Here is a 13,442-nt window from a genome sequence, read left to right on the forward strand (position 1 = left end):
CGATGAAGTCGGGGAAGGGACAAGGGTTTTTCCCGTGACGAGTGACGCGTAACAAGTGACGAGAAAATACAAGTGATTTGTGATTGGTGATTAGAAAAACCCGGACCCTGTGAGCCGAATCCGGTGGCTGAGGTTCTCGAAGCCACTAGGATGAGGCTCTGAAAGTCCGACGCAGACGGAAATCGAGGGGCCGGCACCCGGGTAATCCCGATTGCCTCGATAAATTCGGTGAGGGGTCGAGTGTATTCAGGGGCGTAGCCCTGACATCTCCGTAGAAATCCCGGAACAGATTAAAGTCAAAAAAGGGGCGTAGCCCTGACATCTTAAACAGCAGCAGCCAACCGATTAAAACCAGTGGTGCTTCTACCGAAAAAGATGCCACCGCTACGCGGCTTGAAATTCCTTGTCTTTTACATTTTGCTACCAAGATGCCACCGCTACGCGGCTAAAATACTTTACCTCAATACATGGAATCTCTGCCATTTCCCTCAATGTCTTTCTTCCCTGACGGGCAGCCTCCCGGTTTAAATTTTAAACAAGAACGAAAAATATCCCCCTCCGGCGGAGAGGGAGTCATCGCGTATCCTGACTCCTGACTCCCGGTCCCTGCACGTCGGCTCCGCTCAGTGACCAAATCGAAGGGCCTGGCTCTCCCCTATCTCAGAACCACCATCCGTCTGACTTCCACCCGATTCCCTGCCATCAGCCGGTAGAAATACTGCCCGGAGGCAACCCGGTTCCCCGCATCCGTTTTTCCATCCCACCGGATGGTATGGAAATCACCCTCAAGCTCACCTTGAACCAATTGCCTGACCCGCTGACCGAGCAAGTTGTATATCTCCAATGTAACCCGGCCATGAACAGGCAGATCGAACCGGATCACCGTTTCTCCGTTGAACGGATTGGGATAATTCTGATACAGGCGGAAATCGGCAGGCGGGCCAATTAAAACAGAAATGGCCTCAGACAAGTGTTTTTCCCCCGTCAGATCGGTTTGTGCCAGCCGGTAAAAAGCTTCACCCTTCTGGTACGGCCACCGGTGACGGAACTGATAGGTGGTCGTTTCCCGGGTGGTTCCCTTACCGGAAACAAATCCGGCTGACTTCCATTCCGTGTCACCCGGTTTCTGATAGTCGATGGTAAAACCGGCATTTCCGGTTTCGGTCTGCGTTTGCCAGGTCAGCAATACCTCGCTACCAGTCCATCCACCCGAAAAACCGGTCAGTTCCACCGGCAACCAACCACCAGACTGATCGATCCAATCCGGAATACCGGCAAAAAACCGGTCTGATCCCGTTGGGCTGATCTGATGGAATCCGAATCCGAACACCGCTGTGTTGGTTGGACCATTGTAAATCACCCCGGCTGCCGTATCGGGACCAAACCCCAACCAGGTGGCCGCGGCTTCTGCCCCACGAATCGGACGGATGGCATCGGGCGCCGATGCAGACACCAGTCCGGAAATTCCGCCCGAAAGTCCCGCCCCCATGATAAACCAGGAGGCCGACCCTCCATTGGCATCTGCAGAGACCAAGCCAGCTCTCAGGACCTGATGGATGAAGGAAGTATCAGGCTGATTGCCCGATTGAGCATGTCCGGATACCACATTTTCACCGGCAATGATCAGTGACCGGTTGTTACCCTGGTCGGTAAAGCGTCTGATGGCGGTCCGTTGGCCAGGGGTCATTCCATCCGGTTCATCCCAAAATACCGATTTCCAGTTTACCCAGCAGGTATCACCGCCGGCGCGGTTGATAGAATCATAATCCAGCCCGGCAGCATCCAGAATGGCCATTACCGAATCACGTGCGGCCACCTGCTCCCAACTTAAAAGGATGTTCTTAAAGGCCCGGATGGTGATCAACCGTTTCAGAATGGTCGAGTTCAGTCCATCAGAATTGGTCGCGGTGAACGCCACTTCGTATGTGCTGTCAACAACAGTGCCCGTCAACGGAAGGTCTTCAATCCGGTCCATAACAGGGGCAGCAATGGTTGCATTCATCCGCCCGGATGCCACAACGACTCCCTGTTTCTGAACCGACCAGTCGATACCGGTTACGTCGGCCAGTCCCCCCGACCCTTTATGCATCCAGACAGGGCGGGTGGCCACATGGCTCCAGTTGCCTTCTTCGTCCCGTGCCCTGATCCGGATCACATGGAATCCGGGACCGAGGTCACTCAGATCAATCAGAAGGGTTTCATTCACCTTTGAAGCGGGCTCCACAGAAACCGGAATTCCCAGTCCCTCACCCGGATCGGTTCCTGTAAAATACTCGAGTCCGTTGATCATTCCCGGTTCATCCAGCGCCATTTCCTGTTTCACAAACTGCCGGTGAACCGACAAACTCCAGGCCCCCGACTGACTTCGCACACGAACTCCCAGATTATGAATTCCATGCGGGATGTCCGCCAGGCTGATCCGGAGAGTATCTTCCGTTCTGACTCCCTTTCTGATGGCCACGGTATCACCGTTTCCAAAACCCGGGTCGGTATCAAACCACGTTTCCACCAGCTCGATCAGATCGGTTGAATCCGATTTAATCCGTTCAACCAGAACCGGCTTCACCATAGGAAGTCCCCACAGCCCCAGATCGGTCACTGCACGCAGATATACCCGGTGAAAACCCGGTCCCACGGATTCCAGTATCAGTGTCGGATTCAATTGAATGACCGAATCGGGTTCCACAGGCAACGATATGCCATTTCCCTGCCCGGGATCGGTATCGAAGTAATATTCCAGACCCGCCACATCAGCAGCAAACAACGGACTATGTTCTGATAACAGGAATCCGCGACTGACAGGCAGACTCCATCCGCCGGTCACATCACGATATCGCAGGTAAAAGCGGTGAAATCCCGGTTCCAGATCTCCCGGGATCAGGACCATTTCCCGATCATCCAGTGTATCGGGGGAAAAGGACAGGCCAGTTCCTTTTCCAAAACCGGGATCTTCATCCATAAAATATTCGACGTGATGAATCGACTGCTTCACACCCGGGTCCTGACTGGCCAGAATGAATCCCTTGGCCTGGGCAATTCCCCACTTCCCGTTTTCATCGCGCACTCTGAAATACACCTGATGAAAACCAGGCGTCAGGCCGGAAGGATCGGTTGAAAAGGTCACATCAGCCGTTGAATCGGCCGGAAGTGATACCTGAATTCCGTTTCCCTCCCCAGGATCGGTATCGTAATAGTACTCGAGCACCGTCAGGTTCTGGGCTGCCAGCAATCCCGGAAGCAGAACGAGTAAAAGGACGTACCAGTGTCTCATGGCATCCTCCTTTCTGTACCGGACCGGTCAGCGGTTCGACTTGGCTTTAATCCGGACCGGCAGTCCGTTTGTGGCAGAGCCCGAGGCGGGTGCCTCGAGATAATAGATAGAAGGCAAGGACGGAATTCCTGATGTCACATACGGATCCCACCCGCCATAGGGTCCGGCATCGGTGCCATCGGTTCCAAAATTATCACCAACCGACCCATCCTTAATCCGGTACCAGGCATCCGAGCCACCAGATGCAACAAACAGAGACGAGTTCATGCCGACACTTTGCAAATTGGATCCGGCCGGAAACTGGTTGTAATTACACAGGTTATTGGTGATCAGGTTGTTGGCCCCAGTATAAAAACCGGCAAGCAAAATGTTATTCGTCACCACACAATAGTTGATATACAGATACCCTCTCATGATGTTGTTGCTTACCGTTGCCGACGAAGTGGCAGGGCAGTTAATGGCCCCGGTGGTTCCGTTGTCAAGGACCAGAATAAAATTGTTCCGGATCTCCACATTGGTATTCTGCCCCTGTAACCAGATGGCATGAACATTCGAGGCATTCTGATCATTTACAATGTAATTCTGCAGGATAAATACATTGCCGGTCGTGTCCGTAATGTAAATGCTGGCACTGTTTGAAGTCATACCATACACGCGGTTACGTTTAAAAACAATGTTACTTGCGTTGATGATGATCTGACTTCGGATTATTGACGTGGGGGAGTGAAAGTAAAGCCCGGTAATCAGAGTCCCCTCGGACCCCGGATTCAGATCAAGTGTTCCGATCCGGGCTTCGGAAATGTTGGCCTGGGTTTCCGGATTCTCGGCAAGAAAGTATCCCGGTCCAAACAGATTCAACCGTTTCGTCATGACCAGATTGCCGTAGGGAACCCCCGATCCCATGATATACAAGGTGTCGCCGGCGGTGGCAGCATCGTGGGCCGCCTGAACGGTTTTAAAATCGGCTGAATTGCCCGGATTGGAATCGACATGCCATATTTTGGCTGTCAGCGGAACTGACCCGACCAGGATCAATAATGAAATGAACCATTTTTTCATGACATCCTCCCTGAACAGATATCAGAATGTAGGATTTTTTCCCGATTGGATTGTCTTTTATTCGGATTTTTTAATCCGGCAGGTTGGATTTGTGATTGGTGATTGGTGATTGGTGATTGGTGATTGGTGATCGAAAAACCCGGCCCCGGGACAGAAATCAGTGATCAGAGATCAGAAATCAGTGATCAGAAAATACAAGTGATTTGTGATTGGTGATTAGAAAAAACCGGACCCTGAGGTGAAAGTTTACCCCGATGAAGTCGGGGAAGGGACAAGGTTTTTTCAATCACTGGTGATCAGAAAATACAGGGGATTGGGGATTGGTGATCGAAAAACCCGGACCCCAAGTGATCTGACCGAAGGGAAGATATTATCGAGGGGACAAGGGTTTTTCCAGTTACGCGTGACGAATGACGAGAAAATACCGGTGATTCATGATTGGAAAACCCTCCGCCCTTCCCTCTCCGGCGGAGAGGGAGACATTCTGTCTTCGGTCTTCTGAATTCTGAATTCTGAATTCTGAATTCCTATCCTGTCTCCTGACTCCTGTCTCCTTACTCCCGGTCCCTGAGCGGAGCCGAAGGGCCTGAATTCTGACTTCCTCCTCCAGTCTCCCGACACCCGCCCTTTTTCCGCACCAGAATTGACGTTTTTACCAAAAAATCCGAACATGGTCCCATGAACATCACCACCCGAATCATTGCCCGACTGCATGCGCTCTCCGAAGCGGCCATGGTCCTGAATTCCACCCTGGACCTTACCCAGATTTTAAATAAAAATCTGTCATACATCCTCGACATTCTGGAAGTCGACCGCGGCACTTTGTATCTGCTCGATCCGGATCGTCAGGAAATCTGGTCACGGATCATCACCGGAGACGGCATGGAGGAAATCCGGTTGCCCTATGGCTCTGGTCTGGCCGGCGCAGTGGCAGTTTCAGGTGAAGCCATTATCCTCGATGATGTATATCAGGATCCCCGTTTTAATCCGGCCAACGATCAGAAGACCGGTTACGTCACCCGATCCATGCTGGTTCTTCCCATCATGAATCAGCAGCAGGACCAGATCGGAGTTCTTCAGCTGATCAACAAACGGAATGGGGTTTTCACTGACTCTGATCAGGAATTCGCCGCCTCTTTGGCTGGTATTTCTGCCGTTGCCATTGAAAATGCCAGGTTGTATGAAGAAAGCCTCCGGTCGGCCTCCATTAAGAAGGAACTTTCCATTGCGCGGGAAATCCAATCCAAACTGATTCCAACCACCTTACCGGATATTCCGGGGTTTGAACTCGCATTCCGGTACGAAGCCTGCAGCGAAGTCGGTGGCGATTACCTTCAGCTGATGCCATTACCGGATGGGAGCCAGCTTGTCATCATTGCTGATGTTTCCGGGCATGGAATACCTGCGGCCCTGCTGGTTTCCACCCTTCATGCCACAGTGGAAAGCCATCTGGAATCGGTCAGCAGTCTTGAAAAACTGGCTGCCATGCTCAATAACCTCATTTACCGCAATTCGACCAGCAGCACCTACATCACTTTTTTTGCGTTGATCCTCCATCCGGATGGGACATTCAGGTGGTTAAATGCTGGCCATCCGTCTCCGGTTCTGGTGTCAGGTTCTGCTGCAACGCTTCCCTTCGAGGCATCGGGTCCGCCCCTGGGAATGCTGCGGGACATGAAATATGAGGAACAGACCAGCCGTCTGATGTCTGGAGATTGCCTGGCTCTTTTTACCGATGGCATCACTGAAAATTTCAATTCTTCAGAGGACATGTTTGGCGAAGAAGGGCTGGGGGCTACCATGATCCGCTGCCAAAAGGTCCCGGGCTCCGATCTGATAGAGTCGGTCTTTCAGGATCTGAATGCCTTTACCAATCATGCACCACCGGACGATGACCGGGCCATTTTGGTTTTAAGAAAAGCCTGAGTACCTTTTGGCAAAATCATCAGGTTTGTTCATGCCGGATCAAGAAGGTAAAGAAGTCATCCTCGTTATCCCGATGCTTCCAGATATGGAATTGGCTGCCACCAAAACAGCCGAAGCATTGGGACAGTACATCTCCATGGATGATGATAAACTAGCCGACATCAGTCTGGCGCTCATTGAAGCGTGTCTCAATGCATTTGAACACAGCAAAAGTGAAGACAGCAACGTCACCGTTATTTTTACGGTTTATCCCGATCAGCTGAAAATTGAGCTGAAGGATAAAGGCGTTGGATTCGATCCCTCCAAAATCACAGCACCCGATATCACCAGCAAAGTCATGGGAAAAGAACGGAAGCGGGGATGGGGCATGCACCTGATGAAATCACTGATGGATGATGTGAGCATCCGGTCGGATGAATCAGGAACCGTCGTCACCATGATTAAAAAGAAGTGAGCGCAATGGATACCAAATTCAAATTTATTCCCCGCAAAGTTCAGGATGTGTTGTTTCTTGATTGTGATGGCTACATCAATCAGGCTGCAGGGGAAGCGCTTGCCGACTATTGTATGAAAGAAATCGGGACCGGAAGCCGGAAAGTGGTCCTGAATATGGAAAAATCCACCGTCATCAACAGCGTGGGTGTTTCGATTATCATCGAAATCATCGAAAAACTTCAACAGGTCAATGGTCAGATCGGCTATTACAACCTGGCTCCCATTGTGGCCAAGACTTTTAAAATCATGGGACTGACCGACTATTCCACCATTTACCAATCAGAACAGGAAGCCCTTCAGCACCTGACCCGCCCTTCCTGAAGATGCCGGAAACTCACCTGGTGTCAGCCAGATGACATGGTCCAGCCAGGTCTGCATCATAAACAGGTTTTTATCGCCTTTTCATCACCATCAGGGTGATATCATCGGTTAATTCCGAGTCATGGTTCCAGGAGCGGATCGCCGCATTAAAATGATCGACGATCTGCTGCGCAGACCACCCATTCACCTGTTTCAGCAATTCCTGTATGCCGTTGTAACCAAACGGTTCACCTGCCGGATTGACCAGTTCCGGAAGTCCGTCACTGAAGGCAAACAGAACATCGCCCTTTTGCATGGAAAAACGGATGTCTGAGAAGGGTTGTGACGACAAAGATCCCAGTGGCAAAAACTGGTTTTCAATCTCCTCAACAATTCCACTTTTCCACAACAGAACCGGTGGCATCCCGGCATTGATATAGCGGATTGATCCACCGGAATAATTCACCATACAAAGTGCCATCATCATCCGGTTCAGATTCAGCGATTTGATGGTTTTATTCGCCGATTGAAAAAAGACGGATGCTTCACTGATTTCGGAGTCTGAAACAAACAGTGTTTTCATGATGGAAACCATGAGTCCGGCCTTCATTCCGTGACCGGTGGCATCGCCGATGACCACATTCACCGATCCATCCTGCGGGAAGGAGAAATCGTAGTAATCACCACCGACCTCGCTGGCTGTTCTCAGGGAAACTGCAATATCCAGCTCCGGGTGGTTTGGGATTGAAGCCGGTAACATGGCCAGTTGCAATTCACGGGCTTCATCCAGTTCCTTCCGGACGGTGACAAGTTCGTCGCGCGATTTCAAAGCCTGTTTGAAGGAATCCAGATTCTGAAGTGCCTTTTTAATCGTCAGTTCCAGATCATTAAAATCGATGGGTTTGATGACGAAATCATACGCACCGCCATTCATGGCCCGACGGATATTCTGAATGTCGCCGTAGGCCGATACAATCACAGAATATAACAGCGGATTGTTCATTTCCCTGATTTTGGACAGCAAAGTCAGACCATCCATTTCGGGCATGTTGATATCGGTCAGAACCAATTCAATGTCGGGATTTTCTATCAGCCGTCTGAGGGCATCCACGCCATGGCCGGCAAAATAAAAGTCATAAATCCGGTCACGGATTTCCTTCCGGAATTTCTGCCTGATCAGCATTTCCAGATCGGGTTCATCATCCACGATTAATATTTTGGGAGTTGCTGTTTCCATGGTTTATTTCCTGGGTTGACGCGGAAGCCGGATGATAAATTCGGTGTAGTGTCCTTCTTCCGTTTCAAAAGACAATTCACCCTGATGTTCCGATACCACAATATCATAACTGATGGAAAGACCAAGCCCCGTGCCTTTACCCGATGGTTTGGTGGTAAAGAAGGGAGTAAATAATTTTCCACGGATTTTTTCCGGAATGCCGTGGCCATTGTCCCGGATGCGTATTTCCACACCCGTGTCGGTTTCCCGGGTCTGAACCCGGATGGTGGCTGGTTCTTCCAGTTTCAGTTCGGTTTTTTTCCGGTGGGCCTCGTAACATCCGTTGGTGATGATGTTCAGAAACACCCGGCTCATATCCTGCGGAATCATACTGACCGGACTGATATCGGAACCGTAGTCCCGTTCGATGCGGATGTTAAACGTTCCATCCTGTGCACGCATGCCGTGATAGACCAGATTCAGATCCTCATCGAGCAATGCATTCACATCGGTGGGTTGTTTATCACCGGTTTTCCCGCGGGAATGCTGAAGCATGCTGTGGACAATGCTATCGGCCCGTTTGCCATGTTCGTTGATTTTGGCCGCATTCTGTTTCAGCATGGCAATGATCGATTCCAGTTCGGCGAGAGCATCCTCTCCCAACACGGTCCGGTGCCGGTTGAATTCTTCAATCAGTTCATCGAGCAGTTCGGCCGATAACTCAGAAAAATTGTTGACAAAATTGAGCGGATTTTTGATTTCATGAGCAATCCCTGCAGTCAGTTGTCCCAGTGAAGCCAGTTTTTCCTGTGCAATTAACTGATCCTGTGTTGATTGCAGATCATCCAGGGTCTTATTCAGTTCCTGATAGGCATTGGCATTGTTGATGGCAATGCCAACCGAGGCAGCAATGGTGGTGAGGAGACGCAGGTCATCCTCATTAAATGTATTTTCCTGAACCGTGCTCTGGGCACTGAGCACACCGATAATTTCATCCCCAACCGGAATGGGAACACCCAGGTAAGAGGCCGATTTAACTCCCACCCGTTCAATTCCCATTTCGGTGGTTTTTTTATCCAGTTCACTGTTGATCAGCAACGGTTCCTTCTGCAGAATAATCCGGGAAGTTAATCCCATACCCAAGGGCATGGGCGGGAAATAATCACCATATCCGAAAGGGAAAGAAATGGTGGTTCGTTCCTTATCGAGCAAGGCCAGATAAACAATATCTGCCTTGAATAATTCCCTCACCTGGTCACCAACCAGATTGATTAATTTGTCAATTTCGAGATGCCCGGCAATTGCCTGACTGATGTGGTTCACCGTTCCCATTTCGGCTGCCCGTTTTTTGGTCTCATCCAGAAGCCGTTTGGTTTCTTCGAACAGCCGGGCATTTTCCAGGGCCACACTCATCGAGTTGGCAATGGTGGTCAGCAACCGGATTTCAGAATCGGTGAACGCATTCACTTTTTCGTAGTTTTCAACCAGAATCAGTCCCTTTGCCTCGGTTCCCACTACAATGGGGACCATCACCAGAGACAGACTGTGATCGGTTCCCGGAATGTTCGTGGGTTCGGTAATGCCCAGTTTGGCAATTTCCTTTTCGGATGCATCATTCAATACCAGCGTTTTTCCAGTATCGAGCACGTACCGGGAAAGGGGTGTGGGCTCCATGGGTTCAAAATGCAGCGGAACACCGTGTTCATATTCATACACGAAATGGAGAAGGTTACGCTCGCGGTCATAGATGCGGATTCCCAATTCCTGGAAGCCCAGGGTTTCACGTAGCTTATCCCCCACCAGACGAATGATGGACCGGACATCCATTTCGGAGACCAATCCTTCCTGAATGGCGTTCAGAATGGCCAGTTCCGAGTTTCTCTGCTGGGTTTCTGAAAGCAGTCGTTTGGTTTCTTCAAACAACCGGGCATTTTCGAGTGCAACGCCCATGTTGGAAGCCAGAGTCAGCAATAACTGACCATCTTTTTCCGAAAACAGATGCTGCCGGTCCAGGTCCTGAACCGTGATAATGCCGGTTGCAATGCCGTTGTGAATGATCGGAACCCCCATAAAAGATTCCGGCATGTCCCCGGCCAGCGTGCCAACTCCGCTGTGTGCGATAATTTCGGCACTGGTCCCGAAAATAAGAGGCATGCGGCTATCAACTATTTCTTTCCGGTCCGGATCGATGGGAATCGGTGCCTCATACCGGAACCGGATATCTTTTTCCACCACATACCAGTGAAAGATGGTCTCTGTCTCGGGCTGATAGGTGGAAATGGAAACAATCTGTGCATTGAACACTTCACGGATTTTCTCACCAACTAAATCGACAATGGACTGGAAGTCGAGCTGCTTGGCCAGCCCTTCACCCACACTGTTAATGATTCCCAATTCAATGGCCTGCTGTTTCGATTCTTCCAGCAACTTTCGTGTTTCCACAAACAGGGTCGCATTCTGCAGGGCAATCCCCATGTTTGCTGACAGCGTGGAAAGCAATCGCACATCGTTATCATCATAGGCTGATTTTTGATAATTTTGAATACTGACCACGCCCAGAATCTGTTCGTTGAACAGAATGGGGACACCCAGATAGGTCTCGGTTTTATCGGCCTCACCGATTCCCTCATCCAGTATGGCGCCATGCATGGCCTGTTCCTCGAACGAATTCAGCAACAGGGGTTTGCCGGTGGAAATGACTTCGGACGTCAGTCCGCCACCCAAAGGAAACGGATCGACGGTCTGATATCCGCGGAAAAATGAATACGGCACCACAATCTGGTTGTGTTCCCTATCCAGCAACAGAATTTCGGTCACCTCTGACTTGAAGATTTCCCTGACTTTGTCGCCCACAATCCGGGTAACGGTGCTGACATCCAGCTGACGCGACATGGCATCGCCCACGCTGTTGATGATGGAAAGTTCTGCCTGGCGTTCCTCGGTTTCTTTCAGCAGCCGCACGGTTTCATCAAAGAGCCGTGCATTCTGCAGCGCCACACTCATACTGCCGGCCAGAGTGGATAGCAACCTCAAATCCGATTCAGAGAAGGCATTCTCCTCGTCCACATTCTGCAGACTGATGACACCCGTCACCTCATTGCCTGCCACCATGGGCACAAACAGAAAGGACTTTGGCATTTCACCAACGAGAACCTGATTGTATCCGGGTTGAATGGCAACTTTGGAATCAATAATGGCTTTCCGTGTTTCCACCACATCTTTCCGGATTCCCTGCAGCTGGCGTGTACCGAGAAGAGTCCGGTCGCCTTTCTCATAGGCATACCGATCGGTGATCATGCTGGTGGTTGGGTCGTAGGAAACAATATCAATCACCTGGGCGTTGAAAATCTCCCGCATTTTCTCGCCAACCAATTCGTAGATGCCATCAATACTGAGCTCTCTGGCCAGGCCTTCCTGCACAGAGGTAATCACGGCCAGTTCCGCATTGCGCTGCTCGGTTTCATCGAATAACCGTGCATTTTCCAGCGCCACACTCATACTGCCTGCCAAGGTGGTCAGCAACCGCAAATCAGAATCCGAAAAAGCATTTTCATCATCCACATTCTGCAGACTGATGACACCGATGACTTCAGAGCCGGCGATCATGGGTGCAAAGGCAGCTGATCTCGCATGTTCACCAACCAGCGTCTGGTTATCATATTGCTGTTCAGTTTCTGGCGTGATATGGGTGAGGAGCAAGGGGTTCCGGGTTTCAATCACATGTTTCCGGTAGCCTTTCAACGGCCTGGCCCCAAGCAAGGTCCGGTCGCCTTTTTCATAGGCATAGCGATCGGTAATCTGTCCGGTCGATTTGTCGTAAGAAACGATATCGATGACCTGGGCGTTAAATATTTCACGCATTTTCTCGCCGACCAGTTCGTAGATGCCATCGATGCTGAGTTCTTTGGCCAGGCCTTCCTGAACACTGGTAATGACTGCCAGTTCCGATTTCTGCTGCTCGGTTTCGGCCAGCAGCCGGTTCGTTTCATCAAACAAACGGGCATTGTTCAGCACCGCACCCATGGCCGTCGCCAGGATGGTGAGCAGCCGTACTTTCTCATCGGTGTAATCGTGCTGTTTATAACTCTGAATGCTGACCACACCCGAGACGGTATCACCAAACAGAATGGGAACACCAATGTAAGTCTCCGTCCGTTCGGCATCATTAAGAGCAATGACTCCCAGTGCTTCCCCCTCGGCAAAGGTGCCATGAACCAACGGTTTCCGGCTCGAAATCACTTTGGAGGTTAATCCCTCTCCCAAAGGAAATGATTCTGCCTCAGCATAACCGCGGTAGTAGGAATAGGGAACGTGAATGGTGGTTCCGGTGGGATCCAGCAATAAAATCTCGGTGACTTCCGACTGGAAAATATCCCGGATCTGATCGCCGACTATGCGGATCACCGAGGCAATATCCCGATGACTGGAAATCGCATGGGTCACCGAGTTGATGATTGCCAATTCGGCTTCCCGCTGTGCTAATTTCGCCAACAGATCTTCTTGAACGGGTGTTGACATAGACTTTTCCTGGCTGGTTTTTAAGAACCGTGTTTCGGGATGTGTAATCCAACCGATATCATCATAAACGATATCAGATGAACAGATTGAATGAAATGAAACTGAACGCCATTAACTGTTTGGCGGTTCTGGAAGGACTTTTTCGCGCAGTTGGTTGAAATCGATGGGTTTAATCAGGTAGTCATCGCAACCATATTCCAACGCCTGCTGGTAATTTTTCTGATCGTTATAGGCGGTGATCATGGCCACTTTTAATTCAGGATAGGTTGTCTTGATCCATCTGAGCAGTTCCAGACCATTCATGCCCGGCATGTTGATATCTGACAAAATCTGCCTGATGGCTGAGGCTCCGTTTGATTCGAGGTATTGACGTGCTTCCTCTCCCGAGAAAGCAAACAGAAAGGCCACCTGTCCCGACCGGATTTCCTTCCGGAACCGTTGTTCAAACAAGTCCCGGATATCCTTTTCATCATCAACAACCATGACTTTCATGCAATCTCTCCTTCAGGTATCCGGAATTTTAAAAGCAGTCCGATTTTTTTGAGGTAGGGAAGGTAGAAAATGGGAGTCGGGATTGCAAGGAATAAGACTTTGTCTTAATAAGAACCCTTGTTGAACAAAGGAGGAGTTGTTTAAAGGGATTTACAGGATCTAAGG

General features: G+C 50.3%; 9 protein-coding genes. 4 read left to right on the top strand and 5 right to left on the bottom strand.

The genetic code is table 11. The features are described 5' to 3' along the window. Window positions 1–655: 655 nt before the first annotated feature. Entirely contained in the window at window positions 656–3,271 is a 2,616-nt protein-coding gene (locus HUU10_12530) for a T9SS type A sorting domain-containing protein (GenBank protein NUQ82430.1), read from the bottom strand. Window positions 3,272–3,298: 27 nt separating this feature from the next. Further along, window positions 3,299–4,330: a hypothetical protein gene (locus HUU10_12535; GenBank protein ID NUQ82431.1), complete on the bottom strand. Its 1,032-nt coding sequence runs from the start codon at window positions 4,328–4,330 to the stop codon at window positions 3,299–3,301. Between the two features lie 238 nt (window positions 4,331–4,568). Here HUU10_12535 and HUU10_12540 point away from each other — a divergent pair, with 238 nt between their 5' ends. The 4 genes from HUU10_12540 (at window position 4,569) to HUU10_12555 (ending at window position 7,072) form a co-directional block, all read left to right on the top strand. Then, window positions 4,569–4,832 carry a hypothetical protein gene (locus HUU10_12540; protein ID NUQ82432.1) on the top strand — a complete coding sequence of 88 codons (264 nt, stop codon included), beginning with the start codon at window positions 4,569–4,571 and terminating at the stop codon, window positions 4,830–4,832. 176 nt (window positions 4,833–5,008) lie between these two features. Continuing rightward, window positions 5,009–6,256, top strand: coding sequence for a SpoIIE family protein phosphatase (locus HUU10_12545; protein ID NUQ82433.1), 1,248 nt, complete (start codon window positions 5,009–5,011; stop codon window positions 6,254–6,256). A 31-nt stretch (window positions 6,257–6,287) separates the two neighbouring features. Then, entirely contained in the window at window positions 6,288–6,710 is a 423-nt protein-coding gene (locus HUU10_12550) for an ATP-binding protein (GenBank protein ID NUQ82434.1), read from the top strand. 5 nt (window positions 6,711–6,715) lie between these two features. Continuing rightward, complete coding sequence (locus HUU10_12555; protein NUQ82435.1) at window positions 6,716–7,072, top strand: STAS domain-containing protein; 357 nt, start codon at window positions 6,716–6,718, stop codon at window positions 7,070–7,072. 70 nt (window positions 7,073–7,142) lie between these two features. Here the strand turns inward: HUU10_12555 and HUU10_12560 are convergent, their stop codons facing one another. The 3 genes from HUU10_12560 to HUU10_12570 form a co-directional block, all read right to left on the bottom strand. Then, window positions 7,143–8,288, bottom strand: a complete 1,146-nt coding sequence (locus tag HUU10_12560; GenBank protein NUQ82436.1) for a SpoIIE family protein phosphatase — start codon at window positions 8,286–8,288, stop codon at window positions 7,143–7,145. Window positions 8,289–8,291: 3 nt separating this feature from the next. Continuing rightward, window positions 8,292–12,785, bottom strand: coding sequence for a GAF domain-containing protein (locus HUU10_12565; protein ID NUQ82437.1), 4,494 nt, complete (start codon window positions 12,783–12,785; stop codon window positions 8,292–8,294). 111 nt (window positions 12,786–12,896) lie between these two features. Further along, window positions 12,897–13,277 carry a response regulator gene (locus HUU10_12570; GenBank protein ID NUQ82438.1) on the bottom strand — a complete coding sequence of 127 codons (381 nt, stop codon included), beginning with the start codon at window positions 13,275–13,277 and terminating at the stop codon, window positions 12,897–12,899. Between the last annotated feature and the right edge of the window lie 165 nt (window positions 13,278–13,442).

Source organism: Bacteroidota bacterium, from assembly GCA_013360915.1.
Taxonomy (GTDB): domain Bacteria; phylum Bacteroidota; class JABWAT01; order JABWAT01; family JABWAT01; genus JABWAT01.

Coding starts and splice junctions, on each gene's coding strand:
- HUU10_12535 (NUQ82431.1), bottom strand. CDS start 4,330: ATGAAAAAATGGTTCATTTCATTATTGATCCTGGTCGGGTCAGTTCCG.
- HUU10_12555 (NUQ82435.1), top strand. CDS start 6,716: ATGGATACCAAATTCAAATTTATTCCCCGCAAAGTTCAGGATGTGTTG.
- HUU10_12565 (NUQ82437.1), bottom strand. CDS start 12,785: ATGTCAACACCCGTTCAAGAAGATCTGTTGGCGAAATTAGCACAGCGG.
- HUU10_12545 (NUQ82433.1), top strand. CDS start 5,009: ATGAACATCACCACCCGAATCATTGCCCGACTGCATGCGCTCTCCGAA.
- HUU10_12560 (NUQ82436.1), bottom strand. CDS start 8,288: ATGGAAACAGCAACTCCCAAAATATTAATCGTGGATGATGAACCCGAT.
- HUU10_12550 (NUQ82434.1), top strand. CDS start 6,288: ATGCCGGATCAAGAAGGTAAAGAAGTCATCCTCGTTATCCCGATGCTT.
- HUU10_12570 (NUQ82438.1), bottom strand. CDS start 13,277: ATGAAAGTCATGGTTGTTGATGATGAAAAGGATATCCGGGACTTGTTT.
- HUU10_12530 (NUQ82430.1), bottom strand. CDS start 3,271: ATGAGACACTGGTACGTCCTTTTACTCGTTCTGCTTCCGGGATTGCTG.